General features: G+C 51.4%; 19 protein-coding genes. 11 read left to right on the top strand and 8 right to left on the bottom strand.

Annotation, left to right across the window (positions count from 1 at the left end; genetic code table 11):
* The first annotated feature begins 312 nt into the window (after positions 1-312).
* The gene (locus QGP82_RS10390) at positions 313-1,383 is read left to right on the top strand and encodes a WD40 repeat domain-containing protein (protein ID WP_163702357.1); all 1,071 of its coding nucleotides are present in this window, start codon (positions 313-315) and stop codon (positions 1,381-1,383) included.
* A 99-nt stretch (positions 1,384-1,482) separates the two neighbouring features.
* Here QGP82_RS10390 and QGP82_RS10385 read toward each other — a convergent pair whose 3' ends face one another.
* The 3 genes from QGP82_RS10385 to QGP82_RS10375 form a co-directional block, all read right to left on the bottom strand.
* On the bottom strand, positions 1,483-1,938 hold the full coding sequence (locus QGP82_RS10385) for a phosphatase domain-containing putative toxin (protein WP_163702359.1): 456 nt from the start codon (positions 1,936-1,938) through the stop codon (positions 1,483-1,485).
* 28 nt (positions 1,939-1,966) lie between these two features.
* Complete coding sequence (gene arsB, locus QGP82_RS10380; protein WP_490793379.1) at positions 1,967-3,112, bottom strand: ACR3 family arsenite efflux transporter; 1,146 nt, start codon at positions 3,110-3,112, stop codon at positions 1,967-1,969.
* Between the two features lie 220 nt (positions 3,113-3,332).
* Entirely contained in the window at positions 3,333-4,346 is a 1,014-nt protein-coding gene (locus tag QGP82_RS10375; RefSeq protein WP_499058883.1) for an ArsJ-associated glyceraldehyde-3-phosphate dehydrogenase, read from the bottom strand.
* Between the two features lie 538 nt (positions 4,347-4,884).
* On the opposite strand from QGP82_RS10375, the gene QGP82_RS10370 reads away from it, so the two are divergent.
* From QGP82_RS10370 to QGP82_RS10350, 5 genes are read left to right on the top strand one after another with little or no spacing between them, the layout of a single operon-like run.
* Positions 4,885-6,516, top strand: a complete 1,632-nt coding sequence (locus tag QGP82_RS10370) for an ABC transporter substrate-binding protein (RefSeq protein WP_499058880.1) — start codon at positions 4,885-4,887, stop codon at positions 6,514-6,516.
* Positions 6,507-7,511 (top strand): ABC transporter permease, encoded by a 1,005-nt coding sequence (locus QGP82_RS10365; RefSeq protein WP_250564694.1) that lies wholly within the window; start codon positions 6,507-6,509, stop codon positions 7,509-7,511. Before QGP82_RS10370 ends, QGP82_RS10365 begins: the two co-directional genes overlap by 10 nt.
* Positions 7,508-8,368 carry an ABC transporter permease gene (locus QGP82_RS10360; RefSeq protein WP_499058876.1) on the top strand — a complete coding sequence of 287 codons (861 nt, stop codon included), beginning with the start codon at positions 7,508-7,510 and terminating at the stop codon, positions 8,366-8,368. Before QGP82_RS10365 ends, QGP82_RS10360 begins: the two co-directional genes overlap by 4 nt.
* A gap of 2 nt (positions 8,369-8,370) precedes the next feature.
* On the top strand, positions 8,371-9,300 hold the full coding sequence (locus tag QGP82_RS10355; RefSeq protein ID WP_163660293.1) for an ABC transporter ATP-binding protein: 930 nt from the start codon (positions 8,371-8,373) through the stop codon (positions 9,298-9,300).
* A complete protein-coding gene (locus QGP82_RS10350) occupies positions 9,287-9,952 on the top strand; it encodes an ABC transporter ATP-binding protein (RefSeq protein ID WP_163702369.1) in 666 nt (221 codons plus the stop codon). Before QGP82_RS10355 ends, QGP82_RS10350 begins: the two co-directional genes overlap by 14 nt.
* Before the next feature lie 68 nt (positions 9,953-10,020).
* Here the strand turns inward: QGP82_RS10350 and QGP82_RS10345 are convergent, their stop codons facing one another.
* Positions 10,021-11,481, bottom strand: coding sequence for a serine hydrolase (locus tag QGP82_RS10345; protein WP_499058874.1), 1,461 nt, complete (start codon positions 11,479-11,481; stop codon positions 10,021-10,023).
* A gap of 267 nt (positions 11,482-11,748) precedes the next feature.
* On the opposite strand from QGP82_RS10345, the gene QGP82_RS10340 reads away from it, so the two are divergent.
* Positions 11,749-13,014, top strand: coding sequence for a sensor histidine kinase (locus tag QGP82_RS10340; RefSeq protein WP_163660287.1), 1,266 nt, complete (start codon positions 11,749-11,751; stop codon positions 13,012-13,014).
* Complete coding sequence (locus tag QGP82_RS10335; protein ID WP_499058871.1) at positions 13,011-13,646, top strand: response regulator; 636 nt, start codon at positions 13,011-13,013, stop codon at positions 13,644-13,646. The genes QGP82_RS10340 and QGP82_RS10335 overlap by 4 nt, the downstream gene beginning before the upstream one ends.
* Positions 13,647-13,683: 37 nt before the next feature.
* Here the strand turns inward: QGP82_RS10335 and QGP82_RS10330 are convergent, their stop codons facing one another.
* A complete protein-coding gene (locus QGP82_RS10330; protein ID WP_163660283.1) occupies positions 13,684-14,529 on the bottom strand; it encodes a response regulator transcription factor in 846 nt (281 codons plus the stop codon).
* 543 nt (positions 14,530-15,072) lie between these two features.
* Between QGP82_RS10330 and QGP82_RS10325 the strand changes: the two genes are divergently transcribed.
* Positions 15,073-15,630: an RICIN domain-containing protein gene (locus tag QGP82_RS10325; RefSeq protein ID WP_499058868.1), complete on the top strand. Its 558-nt coding sequence runs from the start codon at positions 15,073-15,075 to the stop codon at positions 15,628-15,630.
* A gap of 107 nt (positions 15,631-15,737) precedes the next feature.
* Here the strand turns inward: QGP82_RS10325 and QGP82_RS10320 are convergent, their stop codons facing one another.
* Both QGP82_RS10320 and QGP82_RS10315 read right to left on the bottom strand, forming a co-directional pair.
* Positions 15,738-16,802 carry a hypothetical protein gene (locus QGP82_RS10320; protein WP_499058867.1) on the bottom strand — a complete coding sequence of 355 codons (1,065 nt, stop codon included), beginning with the start codon at positions 16,800-16,802 and terminating at the stop codon, positions 15,738-15,740.
* A 5-nt stretch (positions 16,803-16,807) separates the two neighbouring features.
* Positions 16,808-18,640 (bottom strand): purple acid phosphatase family protein, encoded by a 1,833-nt coding sequence (locus QGP82_RS10315; protein ID WP_163660277.1) that lies wholly within the window; start codon positions 18,638-18,640, stop codon positions 16,808-16,810.
* Positions 18,641-18,972: 332 nt separating this feature from the next.
* Here QGP82_RS10315 and QGP82_RS10310 point away from each other — a divergent pair, with 332 nt between their 5' ends.
* On the top strand, positions 18,973-19,815 hold the full coding sequence (locus QGP82_RS10310) for an energy transducer TonB (protein WP_499058865.1): 843 nt from the start codon (positions 18,973-18,975) through the stop codon (positions 19,813-19,815).
* Here the strand turns inward: QGP82_RS10310 and QGP82_RS10305 are convergent.
* Positions 19,789-21,336 carry a site-2 protease family protein gene (locus QGP82_RS10305; RefSeq protein WP_499058863.1) on the bottom strand — a complete coding sequence of 516 codons (1,548 nt, stop codon included), beginning with the start codon at positions 21,334-21,336 and terminating at the stop codon, positions 19,789-19,791. The genes QGP82_RS10310 and QGP82_RS10305 overlap by 27 nt on opposite strands.
* A 108-nt stretch (positions 21,337-21,444) precedes the next feature.
* Between QGP82_RS10305 and QGP82_RS10300 the strand changes: the two genes are divergently transcribed.
* Entirely contained in the window at positions 21,445-22,713 is a 1,269-nt protein-coding gene (locus QGP82_RS10300; RefSeq protein ID WP_499058861.1) for a pentapeptide repeat-containing protein, read from the top strand.
* Positions 22,714-22,861 lie beyond the last annotated feature (148 nt).

Here is a 22,861-nt window from a genome sequence, read left to right as displayed (position 1 = left end):
TTTAGATCATACTCAGGTAGCGTCCAGACAAATCTCATCTGGGCGCTGTATTTTTGTGTTGAGTGGATCGTATGCCAGTTCTTGGTTCTTGGTTTTGAGTTGTGGAACTATGACATTGCTCAGTTCTGACATTGCCAAGTATGGAGGGCTCTGAACTGTAGACATGCCTTTGGGAACTGATATTAGATGACTATGCTAAATTCAGAAATATGTGATTGTTGATACTCAACGTGGGATGTCTGGTCTGTTCACTTGTTGTTAGCAATGGGATAGCTGTCTTAAGTAAGACATTTAAGACATTAGGGACGCATCATGAACTATCTAAATGGCTGGCTACGACCATGGTTTACTGAACTGAACCAGCGACCATTGTTATGGGTACCCGGTATTGCTGGATTAGTCGCGGCGCTGGCGCTGGTCATACCGGCAAGCCTAACCCGTACTGTAGAGCCCACGCCGACCAACGATAGTGGATCTGCACAGCTGTCCATTGTGCCTAAGACTCAATGGACATTGGCCCAGTATTTTCAGGGGGATAGCCCAGTATGGACAGTGGTTACCCATACCCAGGAAAGCGGTCTCTCTCTTTTAATTGGCGGCGAGGCTAATGGCCAAATAAAGGTGTGGGATCGGCAAACGGGTGACCGTCTGCACACTCTCATCGGGCATGAGGATGCGGTTAGGACCTTAGCGATATCAGCAGCTGGCCACTGGCTGGTTAGTGGCGGCGGCGATGGTTTGAAGGTGTGGCGATTGGAAACGGGAGAACTGCTGTATAGTCTTCCGGTTAAAAATTCCCCCGTATGGTCAGTGGCTTTGAGTCCTGATAATCAGATATTGGTCAGCAGTGACTATGCTGGCAATATTACGGCCTGGGATTTTAGGACTGGCGAACAGCTTTACAACAGAAATATCAGCGAGCCCGTGTGGTCAGTCAAGATTACACCCGATGGTAAATCCTTGATCAGCGGTGGTAGCGATCGCATCATTCGCCAATGGGATTTGGCCACCGGTACCCTCCTAAACAAGCTCACCGGCCATGACGATACTGTGCGCTCACTGGCCATTAGCCCAGATGGTGAAACCCTGGCCAGCGGCAGTTGGGATCAAACCATCAAGCTGTGGGATTTGACAACCGGTACGTTGCAAACCACCCTGACTGACCATAGCGATCGCGTCGTTGCTCTGGATATTAGCCCCGATGGCCAAATCCTGGCCAGTGGTAGCGTAGACACGGCGATCAAGCTGTGGGATTTATCCAGCCATCAGGTAATTCAAACATTGGATGACAACGATAATTGGATTTTGTCGGTGGACTTTGACGTTTTGGGACAAACGCTGATTAGCAGCGGCAAAGACCAACCCGTCAAGGTGTGGCAGTAAGGTTGGCAAAATCCAGCGCCTCCCTGACGGTTCCCCTTACCAAGGGGAACCAGTTGTTGCCAAAAGTTTCACAGGATCGCTCACGTATCTGAACAGGCCTTAATCCGAGAGACTTTTGAGAAAGTTAATTTGTGCTTCCCTCAGCTCCACCGCTGGATTAACCGTCAAGATGGTATTTAAAGCCTTTTCATAGCTGTCTCCTGCCTTGATTAATAATGCAGCCAGCACCGTACCGGTACGGCGACGACCGCTGGAACAGTGGATAGCCACGGCATGCCCCAGACAGGTTTGCGCATCTACAAAGGTTTTGATTTGTTCCACCTGCTCCAGACTGGGGGCTTTGCCACCGAGGATGGGTACCCAGATATGGGGAATTTGATGCCGTTGGTAAAGCTCCAAATTGCCATCATCACTCATCAGTGAGACCAGTGCGCCAATGCCCTCACCCATCAGCTCTGCTAGCTCTGCTTCAGTGGGTTTGCGCACACCAGCAAGACGCTCGGGGATAACCCACCACAGCTGCTGAGAAATGGGGGGCAAGGACAGGTCTGACATGGTGGTCTTTGGGAATAGCTCTAAATATCTAGGAAAGGGGACGGATACAACGGGGGTCAGGCAGGGTGGCTTTGTGGGGTTCACGGGAGAACCAGAACGCTGTGCGTTTGCACAGGGCCACTAGCATGAGCATAACGGGTACTTCGATCAGCACACCTACCACGGTGGCCAGGGCCGCACCGGAGTTGAGGCCAAACAGGGTGACGGCGGTTGCGATCGCAACTTCAAAATGATTGCTAGCCCCAATCAGCGCCGCCGGTGCAGCATCTTCGTACACCATGCCCATTTTTTGAGCGGCCACGTAGGTAATTAAAAAGATAAAGTTTGTCTGCAGAAATAAGGGCACCGCAATCAGCAAAATATGTAGCGGATTACGAACAATCAATTCTCCCTTGAGGGCAAACAGCAAGATCAAGGTGGTGAGCATGGCCAGAATCGCCACCGGTCCCAAGTACTTCAAAAACACATTCTCAAACCAGGCTTTGCCCTTGTGTCTTAGAATCCAGGTACGTGAGATACTGCCTGCCAACAGGGGTAGTCCCACGTAGATGAGCACCGACAGCACAATGGTTTTCCAAGGAACGATCAGGTCATTGGCAGAGAGTAGCCATCCCCCCAGAGGGGCGTAGAGAAACAACATGGCCAGCGAATTAATAGCCACCATGACTAACGTGTGGCCCTGGTTGCTATAGGATAGGTAGCCCCACATCAGCACCATGGCTGTACAGGGGGCAATCCCTAGCAAAATTGCCCCAGCAATGTAGGAATTGGCCAGGGTCACTTCACTGCCGCGAATAATCTCGGTGCCTGTGAGTATTGGTTGAAATAACCAGCCCAGGAAAAACTGGGCCAGCACCACCATGGTGAAGGGTTTAATCAGCCAATTAACAACCAGGGTAAGCAGCACTGGTTTTGGTGTTTGAGCCGCTCGTTTAGCCTGGGAAAAGTCAATTTTCACCATGATGGGATACATCATGAAAAACAGACAGATGGCAATGGGAATCGATACTTGATAAACACTCATGGCATCCAGTGTTTGGGCCACACTGGGAAAGACTCGCCCGAGGAGAATTCCGGCAACGATGCAAACGGCTACCCAGAGGGTGAGATAGCGTTCGAAGATATTGAGTTCACCACCGGCCTGGGGGGGAGCTTGGGAATAATCGCTGGTCATGGGATACGTCCTGATTTGGTTATGAAAAAAGTGTGTGTGTAAGGCTCGAAAGTGAAAAAAGAGCTTTAGTTTGTCCTCCCCTTTCGAAGGGGATATGCCGTAGGTGGAGGGGTTTCTTCGATACTTCGCGCTAGTGTCGAGACCCCCTGTAGTCCCCCTTCTAAAGGGGGACAGCTCTCTAGAATTGAAGTTATAAAAAGAATTCTTTTTGCATTAGCCATTAACTGCCAGTCCCCAGTGTCTCCGCCACCTTTCGTGTCAGCTCAGCCATGCGGCAGGCATATCCCCACTCGTTGTCATACCAGGCCAAAACTTTTACCTGGGTGTCGTCGACCACCATGGTGGATAGGGCATCAATGATGGATGAGCGAGGATCATCCCGGTAATCAACGGATACTAGAGGTCGTTCCTCATAACCCAAAATGTCCTTGAGTTCTCCTGCAGCAGCGGTTTTAAAAAGCTGATTGACTTCCTCGACGGTGGTGGGTCGGGCGACTTCAAACACGCAGTCCGTCAAAGAGGCATTGAGTAACGGCACCCGTACGGCAATGCCGTTAAGTTTACCCTTGAGCTCAGGGTAGATGATGGTGATGGCCGTAGCTGACCCAGTGGTGGTGGGAATCAGGGATAGGCCGGTGGCCCTGGCCCGCCGCAGATCGTTGTGGGGTTTGTCGACGATGGTTTGGGTGTTGGTTTGGTCATGAATTGTGGTGATCACGCCATGTTTAATGCCCAATCCTTCTTTAATGACTTTGACAACGGGGGCCAGACAGTTGGTCGTGCAAGAGGCGGCTGTTAATAAATGATGCTCGGCGGGATTGTAGAGATGATCATTGATGCCGTAAACAATATTGAGTGCCCCCTGTTTGACTGGGGCCGCGACAATCACCTTTTGAACCCCGCGCCTAAAATAAGGCTCTAACCGGTCGGGCGTACGAAACTGACCGGAGCACTCTAGAACGATGTCTACACCCAGGTCGTCCCAGGGGACTTCGCCGGGGGTGGCATGGTCGCTAAAGGTAACGGATTTGGTATCGATCAGGATGCGATCGCACCCAGCCGCTTCAACGTCTGGAGTCCAACGCCCATGAACAGAGTCAAACTTGAGTAAGTGGGCGGCAGCGACAGTACCACCAGTAATTTCATTGATATGGACAATGTCCAACTGTGGCCAGGCAGCCCGCAACACCAGGCGACCAATTCTGCCAAAGCCATTAATTCCAATCCTCACCATTACCCGGTCACCTTGAAACTGCGTAGACTATATTAATTATTTCAATTTTAGTTGAAACTTAAAGTTGTCTGCACGACAATTAGGCAACTCTATTCAACAGATACAGCAACAGATAAGAGCTAATCAAGTATTACGTCTGTATCAGAGAAGAGATTTTGAAGCACTACAGGCATATGCGGTACACATGAGTCGAAAAGCTTATAACCACAACAAAAGGAGGTCTAACGATAGATATCTCGATAGAATCGTCCGATAGTTCAAAACCAGCACCCAAAAATCAAGGGGTTACTCAAATCAAAAATCTTACTTAAAAGATTGGATTTATGCCCCTCAGGGGCATGGAACCCCTGGGAACTGTTCCGATAACCTATGGGGCAGACGAGAGTCTTCAGGCTTAGCGATCGCACCCGTAGTTGATTGAGAAAGTCTTCTACCATCTCATGACCTGCCCGCTCCACTGCGGAGACCACCAAGCGAGCTAAGAGATCTGTTGACCCTCGTCTAAGCCCCCACGCAATTAATAGGGTGTAAGCTCGCCATGGGTAAACGAAAACAGATATTACTTGGGTCTCTGGGAACCGCTTTGCTGGGAGCCGTTTTAGTCGGCTGCGGGGCTGGTCCAACGGGGTCTGGGACAGAGGAGCCTGCTGCCCAGACAGGATCAGCACAGCAGATTGTCCTAGCGATCGCGGGCGAAAGTGAAGAAGGCTACGACCCCACTTTGGGCTGGGGGCGCTATGGTTCCCCCTTGTTTCAAAGCACGCTGCTAAAGCGAGATGCTGACCTAAACATTATCAATGACCTCGCAACAGACTATAGGGTGAGTGGGGATGGGCTGACTTGGACCGTGACCATCCGCGATGATGCGATCTTTTCCGATGGTGAACCCGTGACGGCGTCTGATGTGGCCTACACCTTCAACCAGGCTGCTACAAGCGGCGGGCTGACGGACGTGACCGTTCTAGAAGAAGCGGTTTTTATCGATGACACCACCGTCGAACTGCGCTTAAACGAACCCCAAAGCACGTTCGTGAATCGCCTGATTACCCTCGGCATTGTGCCAGAACATGCCCACGGTCCGGAATATGCCCGTAATCCCATCGGTTCGGGCCCTTACCGGATGGTGCAGTGGGATGAAGGGCAACAGCTGATTGTCGAGGCCAACCCCAACTACTACGGCGAGTCTGCCGGTATTGATCGCCTCGTCTTTCTGTTTGTGGAAGAGGATGCCGCCTTTGCTGCGGCCAAAGCGGGAGAGGCGCAGGTGGTGAGTGTGCCCCAAGCATTAGCCGTGCAAACCATTGAGGGCATGACGCTTTACGATGTGACCAGCGTTGATAACCGGGGTCTGATGTTTCCCTTTCTGCCAGCGTCAGCCGGTGAAACAACCCCCGATGGTGACCCGATTGGCCATGATGTGACGGCGGATCCGGCCATTCGGCAGGCGGTGAACTATGCCATTGATCGCCAAGCTTTGGTGGACGGGGTCCTCGAAGGCTACGGGTCCGTTGCCTTCGGTCCTGTCAGTGGTCTCGCCTGGGAAGAACCGAGTGCGACCATCGAAGATGCTCAGCCCGAAAAAGCTCAAGAGATTTTGGCGGCGGGCGGCTGGACAGATAGCAATGGCGACGGTGTGTTGGAAAAAGACGGTCTCACGGCTGAATTTACGATCCTCTATCCCGCCAGCGATAGCACTCGGCAAGCGCTGGCCCTGGCCACGGCAGCAATGCTCAAGCCCGTTGGCATTCAGGCAAACGTCGAGGGTAAAAGCTGGGATGAAATCGAGCCCGCCATGCACAGCAATGTGGTGGTATTCGGCTGGGGCAGTCACGACCAGACCGAGATGTACAACCTGTACCACAGTCAGGCCGCCCAGGGAGATTTCTACAATGCCGGTTACTACGCTAACCAAGCCATTGATGAAACCCTGGATCTGGCCATGGGCGCACCGTCAGAAGCGGAGGCGATCGCCTTTTGGAAAGCAGCTCAGTGGGATGGCGACACCGGATTTACCGCTAAAGGCGATGCGGCTTGGGCCTGGCTGGTCAATCTAGACCACACCTACTTTGTCAGTGACTGTCTGGATATTGGTCAACTCCAGGTTGAACCCCACGGCCACGGCTGGCCGATTACGGCCAATATCGCTGAGTGGGAGTGGACATGCAGCTAACAATATTGACCTTTACGGCCCAAAAGCTGTTGCGACTCGGCCTCTTGCTGCTGGCAGTGGCCATTTTCACCTTTGTGTTGCTGAGCCTATCCCCAATTGACCCGGTGCAGGCGTATATCGGTGCCGACATGATGCGCATTAGCCCGGAGCAGCAACAGCTGATCGCCGAGCGCTGGGGTTTGGATCAGCCCATGGCGGTGCGGTTTTGGGATTGGCTAGGGCAGCTGCTGCAGGGTAACTGGGGCACCTCGATGGTGTTTAACCAACCCGTGGGCGAGGTGATTGCCAAGCGATTTTGGGTGTCGGTGCAGATGCTTGCGATCGCATGGCTGCTGTCCGGCACCCTTGGCTTAGGCCTGGGCATCCTGGCGGGAGCTTTGGCGGGCTCCTGGATCGACCGAGTGATTCGCCTCTACGCTTACACGATGGCCTCATCGCCCACCTTCTGGGCCGCGCTGTTACTGCTGATTATCTTCTCGGTTTCGCTGAGAGTAACGCCCATCTGTTGTGCTGCACCCCCCGGTGTTTTGGCAGGCGATGTCACCCTCTGGCAACACCTGCACCACCTGCTGCTGCCTGCCATTACCCTCAGCATCATCGGCATTGCCAATATTGCCCTACATACCCGACAAAAGCTGATTGATGTACTACACAGCGACTACATCCTGTTTGCCCGTGCCCAGGGTGAACCGCTCTGGGGCATCATTCGTTACCACGGATTTCGCAACTTAATCCTGCCCGCGTTGACCCTGCAATTTGCCTCCCTGAGTGAGCTTTTTGGCGGGTCGGTGCTGGTGGAGCAGGTATTTGCCTATCCCGGACTGGGGGAAGCCACGGTACAGGCCGCCCTGCGAAGTGACATTCCGCTGCTCGTCGGCATTGTTTTTTTCAGTGCGCTGTTTGTTTACACCGGCAATACGATAGCTGACTTGGCCTATCCCATCGTTGATCCGCGCATTCGGCTGGAAAGTTCACTGGGGAGTTCACAGTCATGACGATTACAGTTCCTTTTGACCCTGTCTCCCGCAGTCTCCGCAATAACCGGCGACAGCGCACGCTTTGGGGGATTGCCCTGTGTACGTTGTTTTTACTGGCAGTCATTTTTAGCACCTGGGTAATTGGCGATGGCGGCCTTGGCCCTGTGCTATCTCAGCGTAATCAAGCACCCTCTCTAGCCCACCCCTTTGGCACCGATTGGCTGGGGAGAGATATGTTCAGCCGCTCCCTCCACGGCCTGTCCCTCAGCTTACGAATCGGCCTCCTCGCCGCCGCCATCAGCGCCCTGATCGGCACTGGCTTGGGTTTGGCGGCGGGCACACTGGGGGGCTGGGTCGATGCCGTGATCACCTGGATTATTGATGTCTTCTTTAGCCTGCCCCACCTGGTTCTGCTGATTTTGATTGCCTTTGCTGTTGGCGGGGGCACCCGTGGGGTAATCATTGCCGTGGCGCTCACCCACTGGACAAGTTTAGCGCGGGTGATTCGGGCGGAAGTCTTGCAGGTGAATAGCGCTGACTATGTAAAGATCTCCCACCGCTTTGGCCGATCGCCCCTCTGGATTGCCCGACATCACATGGTGCCCCACATCATTCCACAGCTGATAGTGGGGCTGATTTTGCTCTTCCCCCACGCAATTTTGCACGAAGCGGCCCTGTCATTTATTGGCATTGGTCTGTCGCCCCATATTCCGGCAATCGGCATTATTTTGGCGGAATCCATGCGCCACCTGTCAACGGGATACTGGTGGCTGGGTGTCATGCCGGGGCTGCTGCTACTGCTGTCGGTCAAATCGTTTGACTGGCTGGGAGAAAATATGCGCGCGTTGCTGGATCCAAAGACAAGTCAGGGGTAACCATGCTCACCATCTCAAACCTGGGGATTACGTTTACCCAATACGATCAAGGACTGCACCGCAAGCGGCTAACGGTGATTACTGATTTGGATTTAACTGTCCAGGCAGGAGAACTGGTGGCGGTGGTGGGTGCCAGCGGTTCCGGGAAAAGTCTTCTGGCCCATGCTCTTTTGGGGATATTGCCGGAGAACGCTCAGCTCTCTGGGACGATGGAATTTCAAGGAAAACCATTAACCCAGAAGCGATGCGAGGCATTGCGGGGTAAAGCGATCGCACTTATTCCCCAATCGGTTGGCTACCTCGATCCGTTAATGACCGTCGGGCGGCAGGTGCAGCGGGTGGGGCAGCTCAATGGTCTCCCTGCGCGCTCAGCCAGAACCCTGGTGGAGCGCACCTTTGCTCGCTATGATTTGCCCGCTCATACGCCAAAGCGCTACCCGTTTCAGCTCTCGGGTGGGATGGCGCGGCGAGTTCTGGTCTCAACCGCCGTCATGACCCAGGCTCAGCTTGTGATTGCCGATGAACCGACGCCGGGTCTGCACCCTGACGTGGTGACTGAAACCCTCAATCACCTGCGCGAACTGGCTCAGGGGGGTCGAGGCGTGATGCTGATTACCCACGATATTGAAGCGGCCTTACAGGTCGCTGATCGGGTGGTAGTTTTCTATGGCGGCACCACGGTTGAAATCGCCAACGCTCAGGATTTCACAACTGGTAATCTGCGCCATCCCTATACCCAGGCTCTCTGGCGATCGCTACCTCAAAACGACTTTGTGCCGGTGCCGGGGAATCAGCCAAGCCCTGACCAGCTGCCGGTGGGCTGTCTGTATAGCGATCGCTGTTCCTGGAGCACGGCTGACTGTAAACGGGCGCGACCAGAACTGCAATTTATTCGTCAAGGTTGGGTGAGGTGTATCCATGCTGAAGGGTGAAGGTCTGTGGTTTCGTTATGGCGCTAAGCTGCCGTGGGTGGTGCGCGATCAGTCGCTTGCGATCGCACCAGGAGAAGTGATAGGTCTGATCGCCCCGTCCGGGTATGGCAAAACCACACTCGGTAAACTCCTCGCTGGATATCTGAGGCCCAGCCACGGGCGCATCACGTTAGATCAACAACCGCTGCCAGGAGGCTACTGCCCCGTGCAGCTGGTCTTTCAAAATCCTGAGTTGTCGGTCAACCCGCGCTGGCGCATCGACCGCATCCTGCGAGAAAAACATCCGCCCCAGCCCCACATCCTGGATGCCCTCGGCATTCATCCCGGTTGGCTGACCCGCTATCCCCATGAGTTGAGCGGTGGAGAACTGCAACGGGTTGCGATCGCCCGCGTGCTTAACCGCAACACCCGCTATCTGATTGCCGATGAAATGACGGCTATGCTTGATGCCAATACCCAGGCCTTGATTTGGCAGGCGGTCCTAGAGTTTGCTCGCCAACATAGTGTTGGCATCATCGCCATTAGCCACAATCAGCCATTGCTACAGCGGATTTGCCAACGAGGTTGTTTGGTCGCTGAGCAGACTATCGTTAATCTCGTGTCCGAGAGACAACCTTCCCATCGTCGTTGCGGCACCACCGCCAACTCCTAACGCCTATCTGATTCAATCCGAAAAGATCGCTCTGCCACCTTCACTAACCGCAGTTTATAGACTTACCATTAGTCGTCTAACCTGGGTGCAAAGAGTTCATAACCATGGTCGAATAGGGTAAACCCTTCGACGGTGCCATCATCACTGAGGTTGAACTTGATGAGAATGTCCACCACCTGGGCAAAAAACTCGGTTTCTGAGCTGGGATAAAGGATCACCGACGCTTGCCCTGTGGCTTGGCTGACAAGCTGGTTGTTCTCAACTCGTAGTTTGACCTGGAGCTCGGGCAACAGTTGATAGGTGCCGACATACTGCTCATAAAGGGCGGGGTCCAAATCAATGACCTCACGCTGTCGAGGCATGGTGTAGGGTTCGTCTAAGAGAATAGCGGCTAGCCCTTCAGCTATAGAGTCCGTGGCCTGATTGGTCAAGTTGAGGAGCACACTAATGGTTAAGTTCTCTTCGGGATAATGCATCAGGCTAGAGCGAAATCCATTGATGCCACCACTGTGGTGAATCCGCTGTCGGCCAAGATGGGCATCGCTCACCAAGCCATAACCGTAGAAGGCATCGGGCTGATCCTCAGCGGACTCCATTTTGGCCACTGGCTGGGCCAGCAAGTCAATCGATGCTTGACTCAAAATGGGTTGTTCCAGCTGCTGATCACCGTAGAGCCATTGATTCCAAATGGCGAGGTCTCCTAACGTGGAATATAGGCCCCCTGCCCCCTGGGGGATACTCATGTCGATGGGGTCGGCTTGCAAGTAGAGATCAGGCCCTGCAAATGTGTACCCCTGGGCCAAATCGGGAATCACCGCATGGGGAATCTCATAGCCTGTATTATTCATACCCAACGGTGTAAAAATGTTGGCCTGCACATAGTCGGCATAGGTTTGCCCAGAGACCGTTTCTAAAATCTGGGTTAGCAGAACGTAGCCAGAGTTGCTGTACTTAAACTGGTCTCCAGGATCAAATTCTAGGGGCAAATCTTTGAAGCGATCCACCAACTGGTCCAGGTTAGAGGGCAGTCGCAGCCATTCCTGGATGTCAGGGAATATCTCTCCATCCAGATATTCTGGAATGCCTGAGGTGTGGGTTAACAGATGATGGCTGGTGATGCGATCGCCATCTGGATAGTCAGGGAGATAAGAGGAAATAGGGGCTTGTACATCTAATCGCCCCTGTTCTTGTAACTGGAGGATAGCAACGGCGGTAAATTGTTTGGTAATAGACCCGATGCGGAATTTGGTCTCTACAGTATTCGCGACTTGATGTTCGCGGTTGGCTAAACCGTAACTACAGGTAAATGTTGAAGCAGTACCGTAGTCAATGGCAACATTGCCCGAGAGCCGCCCCGTTTGGTCATAGGCATCTAAGTACGCGTTGATTTCATCGATGGTATCAGCTGTCAGGGCAGTTTCTGTTGAAGATGTGGCGCACTGATCGACCAGTGCTGGTGCGTTTGCAAGCATAGGTGCATCCTGGGGTTGTAAGAACTGTAGCGTTGTTAAATCCGACGATGAAGCCATGGCATTGGCGCTCCAAGCGAAGCCGACAGCCATGCCTATCAGTGAAGCTAATTGAAGTCGCCTGCCCATTGTCCCGTTTTATACCTGTCTTAGTAGCAATGTATGTGTACTTTAACGACGGGGAGCATGCGGTTCCATAGTGAAAGGTCATGCGTTGTCATGACCTTTGTCATGGAGCCAATCAGGCGAATGGTTTAGCATTAAGCAACGGTAAACCCTAGTTAAGTCAGCCACAGCCCAATTACCCTGCTACACCATCAACCAAGCATGAACGCTGTTAGTCACGTCCCCAGATTAGGCGAAAAGACCAAGCCCCTATCAGCCGCTAGCGCCAATCTGTCCCCATCTATTCCTAAAACCCTGCGGTATGTGGAATGGACGTTTGTGTTACTGGTGGTTCTGCGCGTTGGGCTACTGATGCTCAATAAACCCCTGGGGTATGAGATGGGTCCAGGAGACTATCTTGGTTTCACTGTGCTGGGGGTGCTGGTCATCCTTAGCATTGTTTTTCCCCTACAACAGCCCATGGGGCTACGGCGGGGATACATTCTGTTAGAAATTGTTGTTTTACTGATTAGTCGTCTGTTCACTAATTGGGGATTTGATCCGTTTTTGTATCTTGTCCTGGTCAAGAGCTGTTTCTTGCTAAGTCGTCGCGATGTCATTTTTACAACAATCCTGGCGGGGATTGCGTGGCAACTTAGCCTGGCCCAGCGAATTTTTCATGAATTCTCTATCCCCACAGAAGAACTGCGAGCCCAGTTTGAGGAATCCTTAGCAGCTCCTAAAGCTCTGTTAGTGTTGGATGTGATTATCAACAGCACCACTATTTATGTGATTACTTGTTTGTTAACCATTTTGTTGTGTTGGGCAGTTTTATCTGAACGTAAAAGCCGACAACAAGCGGCGGCACTATCCCAGGAAGTGGAAACCCTGGCAACAGATTTAGAACGAACTCGCATTGCCCGAGATATTCACGACTCCCTTGGGCACACGCTGACCACCCTTAATGTTCAATTAGAAGTGGCTCAAACTTTATATTCTCAACAACCTGACCAGTCTTTGCAGGCACTCAATCGAGCTAAGATACTTTCTAGTCAGTCTCTACAGGAAGTACGACGGGCGGTTTCAACCATCCGCCATGGCACGTTTAATTTGCCCGATGCGTTGACGGGGTTAGTGGAGCAGATTCAGCAGGCCCACGCTACTGAGCCCCTGAAAATTGAAACTCGCATCAGCTTGCCAACCTTGCCCCTACAGGTAAACCAGCAGCTGTTTCTAATTATTAAAGAAGGGCTAACAAATATCCAAAAACATGCTCAGGCATCTACCGTAAAGCTGTGGGCTCAGCAAACCACAGAGGGCATTGCCATGGGTCTGGCGGACGATGGTGTTGGCTTTGTGCCTGAGGCATCTAACTCAGGCTATGGATTGCGGGGCATGCAAGAACGGGTACAGTTACTGGGAGGGCAAATGACAATCCAGAGTACTCTTGGAAAAGGCACATTAATTCAGGTTACAGTGCCACAATGATTCAGATTTTGTTGGTGGATGATCAATCAATGTTTCGGCAGGGATTGGCGTCGTTGCTATCCCTGGAGGATGATCTTGAAATTGTCGGTGAAGCGAATCATGGTCAGGAGGCCATTGCTCTGGTCCAGCAACTGCAACCGGATGTTATTTTGATGGATGTGCGCATGCCAGTGTGCAACGGTGTGGAAGCGACCCATGAGATCCATCAGCGGTTTCCGTGGATTCGGATTTTGGTGCTGACTACGTTTGATGAGGATGAGTATGTATTTGAGTCGCTGGAAGCAGGAGCATTGGGGTATTTGCTGAAGAGTACCCCGGCGAAACAGGTTGCGATCGCAATTCGTAACCTTCACCAGGGCTACAGCCAGTTAGGACCCACCATTGCCCCCAAGGTGTTTTCCCATGTCAAATCAGATAATGGCACCAAAACAGATGTGGACATCCTTTTTAATAATCGGGAGATAGACATCCTCAAGCTATTGGGCCAGGGCCACAGCAATCGCGAAATTGCCGCTGCTTTACACCTGACGGAAGGTACGGTCAAAAACCATTTGACTAATATTTTTAGCCAGTTGGACGTTCGCGATCGCACCCAGGCAGCTCTCTGGGCCCACCAGAATCTGCTGTCCTAAAGCCTCAGGTCTACCCTTGAGATCTCAACATTAGACCCTAAAAAGTACTTTGGTGAGAAAGATGCTTGATCAAAATCTCCAGAACAGATTTTGCCTTGATGGGTTTACTCAAAAAATCTGATGCCCCCACCATTTTTGCCCGCAACCGTTCAGGGATTCTGTTTTTATTGGTCACAATGATGATAGGCGTGTTCTGAAAGGAAGAGATGCGTCGAATTTGGGCACAGAGTTCGTAACCATTTGCCACCGGCAGCACTAATTCTAAAAAGATTATTTTAGGCCTCAAGTCCATGAGCAGAGACACTGCCTGTAAGGAATCAGAAATATTAGCGTAGCTATAGCCAGCCGCTTGAACAATGTCCCCCAGTGCTTGACTATCTACTGCACTATTGTCCACATAGACCACCGTTACCTGGCCTACCTGACTTTGAGCATAGGGTGTCTCCTTTGGCCCCCTGTGCGACGTTGATGCAGACATTGATGCAGAAGATGGATTACCGCTACTACCGGTCAGCTCTTTGGCAACTTTATCCAATAAGGATTCTATTCTTTGCAAAATGTGTCTAGCAGCAGCGGGCTTTCTGACATAGGTGTCAAACCCAGTCTGTATCAAAAGTTGACCAGTAACCGTTGGCTGCGCCAGGGCAATTACAGGAATGAGCCATGTGGGACTAGACTCTTTAAGAATCTTAATCGCTTGCCAACCATTAAGTCCCTGGGCATCAATATCCATGACAATCAGGTCAGGAGCCTCCTCAACGGCCAGTGATAAGCCCTTATCACCACGATGGGTACTGACTACCTCATAGTCATATAGCTTAAGGGCATGCTCAAGGATCTGACGGCTTGCCCTATCTTTGTCTATTAATAGGATTTTAGCCATAAAACTATTTACAAAATTAGCCAGTCCCTTTGCAGGGCTTAGCTAGCGGCATTCTTTATCGTTGAGATCCCTTTGTCTTTGAATACTCAGATACGGCTTCAAAAATTATTTCTGAATATTCAAGGGCAAAGAAAATTAAGGAATAGCAAACCATATTGTACCTGCCCTTTCTACGAATTTACACAGATACGCTATAGAACATTTAATGATAGTCCATTTAACGCATGCTTTCAGGAAAAATCAGGCAGAATCAGCACCTTCACTTAAAACGCAACTTTTTCCAAAGTAGTGATTTTACTTACGTACATTGAGCGATGGTAATTAATTTCACACAGTTGATCCTCAGGAAAACGATCAAAAATGTTGTTTGAACGCTTGGTCAGGGTAAATACACAGAACGCACAGTCACAAAGTTCACACTGATCCCATTGTTTTTCCGGGAGAAAATCTTTTAGTTGTTTTCTACTATTTTCGACAAGGGTGCATTGGCTAAAAATTGTCGCTAACGGCATCCCATATGGTGAAAAACAAAAAAGAGACTCTATGAATTTCAAGAAGATTCTCACGGTAGCAGCGGTCTCCCTAGGTGCTACATCCATCGCTCTTTCGGCTTCTAAAAATGTTGCCGATGCTCAGGTGGGCTACTTTAAGCTAACGACGATGTTTCTTGAAGATGAAGACAAGTGTTTAGAAGGGAATCGGTTAGCCCCTGAGTCTGTGTTAGAAGGTGCGGCGTTTATGGATGATTGTCAAAATGTGTCAGGTCAATTTTGGAAAATAATTCCGGCTGATGGTGATTATTTTAAGTTGACAACGATGTTCCTTGAAGGTGAAGGTAAGTGTCTTGAGGGAAATCGTCTGGCCCCTGACTCTGTGTTAGGGGGGGCTGCCTTTATGGATACTTGTCAAAACGTGTCGGGCCAGCTGTGGAAGAAGATCCCGGTTGGCGATGGTTATTTTAGGCTAACAACCATGTTTTTGGAGAATCAGAATAAATGTCTTGAGGGGAATCGGTTAGCCCCTGAGTCTGTGTTAGAAGGCGGAGCCTTTATGGATGATTGTCAAAATGTGTCGGGCCAGCTGTGGCGGATGGAGGAGTAAGGGGATGGGGTGGGTTAACCGCTGCTGCTGTTAGACAAGCAGGTGGGTAAATACAGGGAGCGGTCAATGGCGATAACTATTCAGGGGTATTTACCCATCCTCCAACTCTACAACCCGGAATCTCTTACCTTATAATCAATCTCCTCCACCGGCAGATTCTCGCCCTCGCCATCGCCATACCGCAACTGCAACCGCCGCTCCTTGGCATACTCCACCAGCTGACCACCATACTTGTCAGCCTCGGTCCCCAACCCCTGGATCTGGATCTTGCCATTAAACACCGTTGCCCGTGCCAGATAAATCACCAGATCATCCCGCGAAGGGCGATTGACCGTCACACTGGCCGTCAAGTGCGCCACCCCCCGCTCATCTAACTCCTGGGGTAATGCCATGGCCGTATTCCGAATTCCCCGCACCGCCACAATTGCCGACGCAACGGCCATGGTAATATCCACCCCATCATCCGTAAAAATCTTATTATTCGAGAGATACTGAAAATTACGTTCCCGCAGATCATCTCGAATGCGGCGATGGATCAAATTATCTGGATGATACTGTTTCAGCGCTCCCACAATCGCCCCGCAGGCTGCCCGAGGTTCACGCCAGGGAGACTCACGAGTGATGCCATACATCTGGTTTTCACCGTCCCGCAAACGACCCACGTGGGTTTTAAGATCAATCGCCACCAGCGATATGGACTGCGGATTACCTGCATACACCCGCTGCTTTAGCTGTTCATCTAACTCATGGGCCACCGTCACATGGGCCAATGTCGCCCCATTATCTGTACCCCCGCCAGCTGGGAAAAATGCCTCTAGTTTTAGCTCGCCAATTTCTGACAGCGTTGCAAACCGGGAGGCAACCACGTCACGATAGCGTTTGGTTGCCTCCCCCTGGTGGATGCGATCGCCACAGTTGGTATAGGCCAATGTCGTCACCACACTGGGCAAATTCATGTCCGCCCCGCAGGCCTTAATATCCGTTGGACTCGCCGCTGCAAACTGGAGTTCATCTCGCAAAATTTGCAATCCTTTGATCAGGGCGTAGCGATCGCTAACAATTTCATTAAGATAGTTGTGGTACGCATTACGCTCCATGCCAAAGCTAGCGCCAAGCTTCCAAAAATTGTCTACTCGACGCTGGGTGGCTGCTACATCAAACGGGGTGGTCATGGTCGTTATCTCTCTCGCTGGCCAAGGTTAAACACATCAAAAGGGATGACAGCGGATTCAGGCTTGCGCGTATCAAAGTAGTAGCTGGTGATGGTTCCCAAACCCGTGTCTAAAATACTGAAAGCCGTAATATCATTACTGGCAATATAGGGCATTGGATTGTCAAACTCATCTGTTAGGGGCTTCAGGGTGGGCATGATGGGAGTTAACCCATTGGGGTCACCAGTGGCAACATAGGTTTCTTTAAAGCGGCTGTCTTGGGGCACCGGTCTCGGCCTGGCCTCCGTGTGAGCGTGATAGGTATTACCCACATTAGAAGACTCTAAAAAGTGCATACCGCTGTCGCCTTTAAAGCGGTTCCAAATATGAGAGTGCCCATAAAACACCAAATCGGTTCCGGCCTCGTCTAATAGCGGTACCAGATATTTAATGATGTGATCCTCTTCTTTGGGATACTCATAGCGAATACCGGTGAGATTCCCTTCATCGCCATAGTCGTAGACAGGAACCGGAGTGGTAAATGCAGGTACTACATTATCCCCCAGGGTGTGGGCTGGATGGTGCAGCATAACAATCTTGTACTTAGCCTGCTGGAACTCGTCACTGGCCAGTTCTGCCTGTAGCCATTCATACTGGGGGCTGCCGGGTTCAATGCTTTCAAAAATCATTTGACCATGGCCCCAGTTTTGAGGGTTACCCAAATCAACGGCCCGTTCCTGGTAGCGCCCCCGAGTTTCATCATCCACCTTAAACATGCGCCAAATCTGGGTCACATAGAGAGACACCAGACGTACATCGCCAAAGGTGGTGGCGTAGTATCGTTGGGTCTGACCATTATCACGTTGGGCTTTGGGGAGAGAGAAAATCTCGTTGTAGGTATCGATGTTAAAAGAATTTTCTTTAAGCCAGTGTCTTTCTACAGCCTCATTTTCGGTGGGGTTAAAGATAGCTTTGTGTTGATCGTACAGGTCTTTAGCGGCATTCCAGGGAACAGGATCGTTGAACTGTTTATTTAAAGCAGTTGTGGTGCTGTAGCGCCCCATGACTTCATGGTTGCCCACGGCTGTAAATAGGGGCGCATTTTGAATGATTTTCCCCCCTTTGTAGACAGTGCCTTCTTCGTTTTCATCGTTGATCAGGTTATAGCTGGCTCGTCCCTGCAAGCAGGGGAAGAACGCACCCCCACGGGCATCATCAAACCACTCGGAAGCGCGGTCGGGTATGTTCACCAGGTCGCCTGCCAGGAATACACCATCCACCTGGCCAATGGTTTCTTCTACTTTTTGTAGGTTGGCGGCGGTCATCGGCATCAGCTGATGATCGGACGTGAGCAGGATTTTAAGGGGCTCACCTGCCGGTGGTAAAGCCCTGAGGGAGAATTGATCGCTTTGAACAGTGGTGCCATCGTCCGTGGTGCTAGCAACTGCATAGGGAACGGGTAGACCAGGGCGTAATCCACTGATTTCAGCCTCGTGTCGCCAAATGGGGCGTTGAGTAACGGCCTCATAGGGCTCAACGGTTTTAGATTCGGCATCCTCACGGGTGCGGCTAAGCTGGGTGGTGTCGGCAAAGACCGTCTGATCGCCAGGGCCGTACATGACTTTGTGGTCGCTACCTGCAAATTCGGTAAACCAGACTACGCGTATCGATGACTCTGTTGGAGATTGTAAAAATGGGTCTGTGAGCAGGGTGACTTGGGGGGGCATGGATAATGGCTGTTGAAGGGGCACTATCGGTCGGTTGGTCAACTGTACAAATAGCACCACGCCCAGGGAGAAAAATAGTCCCAAGGCTACTAAGGTTCCGGTTTTGGTTTTTCCGGTTTTGGCTGAGGCCATAGAACGTTCCTGTGGGTTCCCTAACCTATGTCAGGGGGTAGGTATGCAACTCAAGTCTAGATAGTAGCCAATTAGTGCCCCAGATCTGAGTGACTAACGTCAATGCAATTTAATGGGGGCTAATTTACCCTTGTACAAATGCTATGTAAGCGTTAGATTTACCCCAATTCAAAAATTGTCTAACGGTGTATCTATTTCTAACGTCTGCAAGGAATGATAGATAGGTAAAGTGTTTGGAGAATTAACGTCTGCTTTTGCTGGGCTGACCTTTTAATCACGCTTTAATTCTGATGGCGCATGGGCATAGTTGACGGTTATTACAGCAATCTTTTATGACCAAGTTTCGCTTACCAAAATTGAATAGTTGGGTAACGACCTTGGTGCTGGCCTCCATTGGTTTGCATGGCCTGGTGCTGGCCCTACCGATGCCAGATCTGATTGAAGAAAAACCGGACGTACCTGAAGAAACTGAACCAGAGGTCATTCAAGTGGTGACATTGCCAAAATTGGCACGCACGCCTGGTTCGTCTAAGCCGCCTTTACCTGAGCCTCCACCGGAAGAACCGCTCCCGGTGGAGGAGCCAGTTGATGAGATGGTTCTGGCGAATCCGGAGATCTTAGAAGAGTTGGAAGAGATTGAACCGGAGCTGGATGACTTCAGTGAGTGGGAGGAGGAACCAGGTTTCGATGAGGAGCTATTGGATGAGGGTGATGGTGGAGATGAAGCCCCCCCTGAGCTAACTCTGGATGAACGTATTGCCAGCCTAGATAGCTACACTGATTTTGATGACACCCAAATTGGCAATACCCCTGTCCTGACGCAACTGGGCAAGATGGCGGAGCAGGGTTCTTTGCCTGCACGGCTACGGGATTTAGAGCGAGCGTTATCTGAAGTTGAGGTACCCCTGCAGGAGTGTTTAGAAAATCCCCCCGGTACCTCGGTGAGTTTTGTGGTTGAGGTGGGTCCTGATGGCACCTTAATCCATGATCCGAAACCGTTGAATAGTTCTGGTTACCAGGTGTTGGATGAAAAAGCGCTGGAGATTGCCCGCGATGCGGACTACGCTGCTTATCACGCGATGGGCAAAACAAAAGCCTATTCCTTTAATATTGAAATTGACTATGAGGCCTGTAATTTGGCCTCTGGTTTAGCCAATGCCGAGGCGGCCAGCTAAGGCGGGGCTTAGGGGTAATAGGGTGGCCAGCATCAGGAATAAAATCAGCAATGCCAGGGCGGCACGGGTATCGTCTGGTTCACTAATGTCGTCAAGGCAGGGGCGTTCTTCACCGCGCTGCAAAAACAAAATTAGGGCTCCCCAATAGAGGGCAAGGGGATTCGCCAGGGCCACAAAAATTAGCAGGATGAGGGTAACGGCTGTGGCTCGTCCGGCAATCTTGCGACCATAAATGGCTTGAACAATACGGCCACCATCAATACGTCCGGCAGGCATCACGTTTAGCGCCGTAATGACCAGCCCCAGCCACCCCATCAGCACCAGGGGGTCAACGTCTATCAGATCGTTGTTTTGTAGGGTATCGCCAAGAATTGTACGGGCCAGGGTGCCCACCAGTATAGATTCTTGAAAAAAGTCTACCGGTAGCTGATAGAGGCTACCGGGATGGGAAAGCCCTAGACCCACTAGCAGCATTGCCAGGGATAATAGGCCACTGGCTGCTGGTCCGGCAAAGGCAATGTCGAACAGCACGGTGCGATTGGGTAGCACCGACTCAAACCGAGTCAGGGCACCAAAGCTACCTAGCTGCCAGGCGGGCAGGGCAAAGGGCGGACTGAGTTTGATGTTGTAACGTTTGGCTTGCCAGCGATGGCCGATTTCATGGATGGCCAAAATGGCGAAGATGGCGAGGGCAGTGGGTAATACTTCTGGCCAGCGGCCTGGTTGCTCAAACAGGTCAAAGTCCTTGAGTAGGGCTCCGGTTTCCAAGCTGGTGATAAATGTTGCGATCGCAAGCGCCACTGCCAACCCCTTTTGACGGATGTCAGCGGGTTTGGGATCTGTCTTGCTGGGCAGCGCAATGATGGCAGGTCGGTCTTCGGGGCCGTTAATTAAAAACAGCCGATACCGATCGTCCTCAAACTGGTTTTTCAGCTGAGCATTGAGGGCATTGATTGTCGTTTCAGCCTCGCCCCGCAGGTTGCCTTTAAAGAAAACACCGGCTTGATAGGGAACCGTCTCCGTTCTAAAGAAGGTATCGACGCCAAAAATAGATTCAATGGCCGCTAGATCCTCTGCTGGGATCGCTGGAGGCGTTTGGGGTGGGGCAGTTGCCTCAGGGGCACCGCTCTCGTCACTCTCCGTCTTAGGGCTCGTGGGGGATTCCCTACCTGCCTCCAGGTCTGGCTCGACCACGACGTCTACCGTCGGCAGGGGTTCGTTTTGGGAGACTGTAATGGGATCTTTAGCCTGGGCCTGACCTTCAGGGGCTGCTTTGGCCAGGGTTCTTAACTGCCGTCCTAAATATATGTAGATGGCAGTTGAAACCATCACAGCGACCAGGACCCAGGCAATGTTGAGATAGATGCCAAAGGTAAACAGTCCAAAAAATATGAGCCAAGGTAGCATCAGCACCACTGACTGTAACCAGGCGAAAATGCCCAACTTGCCGTCAGGACGGGCTCTGATAAATCCCCAAATGAGAATGCCAACTGCGGCTACTAAAATTAGAACCGTTATCATTGCGCAGAAAAACCGACAACACCATTAAAACTCTGCTGATAGTTTAAGGGTAGACGTCCCTTTCAGGTTAAACTCAACACCGCGAAGCTTTCTGCCAATTTATGTTATATGAGCGCCCAAGAGCCATTTGATCATGCTGCGACGCCAGCAGACTTGATGCCTCAGACTCCGAGGGCATCAGAGCGGTTTACCGTTGATTACAATCCAGACCCTGATTTTGCATCCATTGGGGATTTGCACCATGAGGAGATGGCAACGTTGCCCCTGAGCTCGCCCATGAAAGTGTCAGTGCAGTTATTGATTGCGATCGCATCCACCCTGATCACCTTTATTGGTCTGGTACTCGACAGCTTCTGGCTAATTTCGTTTGGCTCTTTAATCGCGTTAGCGATTTCGATCCGGTTGGCGATGCCCACCTTGCGGGCAGTGGTCAACGACCTATCTCCAGAGCAACGATCGTTGATTGTCGCCACCCCTGGCTTAATTCTCGGCATCTACGGCTTGATGCAAGTCAGTGGGATCAACCTGCGACTATTGCAGTGGGGGGCCACCCTCAACTGGAATGCCATTGGAGCCCTCGGTGATTTTTTGGGGGCCTTAGGACAAATATTTATCGCGATTTTGGCGCTCTATGTCGCTTGGCGACAGTTTATTATTTCCCGCGATCTAACCACTCAGCAGAATTTAATTACCCAGCAGCAAACCATTGATGCTTATTTCCAGGGCATTTCAGAACTGGTCCTGGATGATGAAGGCTTACTTGAAGACTGGCCCCAGGAACGCATCATTGCTGAAGCTCGAACGGCAGCTATTTTGGGCGGTATCGATGGCGATGGTAAAGCTAAAGTTCTACGGTTTTTGTCGCGCTCTAAACTACTCACCCCCCTAGCCCGTGATCAGCGGTTGGGACGCCCGATTTTAGATGGCTCTGGCGGCTACGCTGAAGATCGCCTTAATGGTGTACGGGTGATTGATATTGGCGTGATGCTGGCAGCGGCAGATATTTCCGGCAATGATCTACGTTGGGTAGACCTGAGCGGCATTAATTTAATCCGCGCCAACCTATCCCAATGCGAGTTAGTCCGCACCGATCTAACCCGCACGGTGTTATGTGACGCAGACTTATCTGGGGCCGATCTTATGGGCACCCGCTTCTTTCATGGCCCCCCCGAAACCGCCACACCTCGTACCCGTAACGATACACCTAACTATGAAACCGGCGAGTTTACCGGAGCTGTGGTAGAAGGCATGGATCTATCCAATGCCCAGCGCCTATCTGAAACCCAACGCTGCTATCTATGCACCTGGAGCGGTAGTAAAACTCGGGCTACTATTCCAGGTGGCTGTCGGGATATTCCAAATCGGTTGGGTAGATAGGGGAAGTCGGGAATAAGGAATCGGGTTACGCATACCTGCTTGTATAAAAAGTTCTTGTAAGGTTGAGCCAAGTCCAGTGTGATTTATCTATCAATCACATTAGGTTTGGGTAAATTGAAACTAGCCAGACCTGTTCCTGTTGGCTAAT

The organism is Leptothoe sp. LEGE 181152 (assembly GCF_032906605.1).
Lineage (GTDB): Bacteria > Cyanobacteriota > Cyanobacteriia > Phormidesmidales > Phormidesmidaceae > Leptothoe > Leptothoe turfae.
Note: the sequence above shows the minus strand (reverse complement) of the source record. Positions and strands in the feature narration are given on the sequence as shown.

Bases quoted from the DNA above. Each gene is read 5' to 3' on its own strand.
- QGP82_RS10365 (WP_250564694.1), top strand. From the start codon at position 6,507: ATGCAGCTAACAATATTGACCTTTACGGCCCAAAAGCTGTTGCGACTC.
- QGP82_RS10340 (WP_163660287.1), top strand. From the start codon at position 11,749: ATGAACGCTGTTAGTCACGTCCCCAGATTAGGCGAAAAGACCAAGCCC.
- QGP82_RS10350 (WP_163702369.1), top strand. From the start codon at position 9,287: ATGCTGAAGGGTGAAGGTCTGTGGTTTCGTTATGGCGCTAAGCTGCCG.
- QGP82_RS10360 (WP_499058876.1), top strand. From the start codon at position 7,508: ATGACGATTACAGTTCCTTTTGACCCTGTCTCCCGCAGTCTCCGCAAT.
- QGP82_RS10320 (WP_499058867.1), bottom strand. From the start codon at position 16,802: ATGACCACCCCGTTTGATGTAGCAGCCACCCAGCGTCGAGTAGACAAT.
- QGP82_RS10330 (WP_163660283.1), bottom strand. From the start codon at position 14,529: ATGGCTAAAATCCTATTAATAGACAAAGATAGGGCAAGCCGTCAGATC.
- QGP82_RS10390 (WP_163702357.1), top strand. From the start codon at position 313: ATGAACTATCTAAATGGCTGGCTACGACCATGGTTTACTGAACTGAAC.
- QGP82_RS10345 (WP_499058874.1), bottom strand. From the start codon at position 11,481: ATGGCTTCATCGTCGGATTTAACAACGCTACAGTTCTTACAACCCCAG.
- QGP82_RS10300 (WP_499058861.1), top strand. From the start codon at position 21,445: ATGAGCGCCCAAGAGCCATTTGATCATGCTGCGACGCCAGCAGACTTG.
- QGP82_RS10335 (WP_499058871.1), top strand. From the start codon at position 13,011: ATGATTCAGATTTTGTTGGTGGATGATCAATCAATGTTTCGGCAGGGA.
- arsB (WP_490793379.1), bottom strand. From the start codon at position 3,112: ATGACCAGCGATTATTCCCAAGCTCCCCCCCAGGCCGGTGGTGAACTC.
- QGP82_RS10370 (WP_499058880.1), top strand. From the start codon at position 4,885: ATGGGTAAACGAAAACAGATATTACTTGGGTCTCTGGGAACCGCTTTG.
- QGP82_RS10375 (WP_499058883.1), bottom strand. From the start codon at position 4,346: ATGGTGAGGATTGGAATTAATGGCTTTGGCAGAATTGGTCGCCTGGTG.
- QGP82_RS10305 (WP_499058863.1), bottom strand. From the start codon at position 21,336: ATGATAACGGTTCTAATTTTAGTAGCCGCAGTTGGCATTCTCATTTGG.
- QGP82_RS10355 (WP_163660293.1), top strand. From the start codon at position 8,371: ATGCTCACCATCTCAAACCTGGGGATTACGTTTACCCAATACGATCAA.
- QGP82_RS10310 (WP_499058865.1), top strand. From the start codon at position 18,973: ATGACCAAGTTTCGCTTACCAAAATTGAATAGTTGGGTAACGACCTTG.
- QGP82_RS10385 (WP_163702359.1), bottom strand. From the start codon at position 1,938: ATGTCAGACCTGTCCTTGCCCCCCATTTCTCAGCAGCTGTGGTGGGTT.
- QGP82_RS10315 (WP_163660277.1), bottom strand. From the start codon at position 18,640: ATGGCCTCAGCCAAAACCGGAAAAACCAAAACCGGAACCTTAGTAGCC.
- QGP82_RS10325 (WP_499058868.1), top strand. From the start codon at position 15,073: ATGAATTTCAAGAAGATTCTCACGGTAGCAGCGGTCTCCCTAGGTGCT.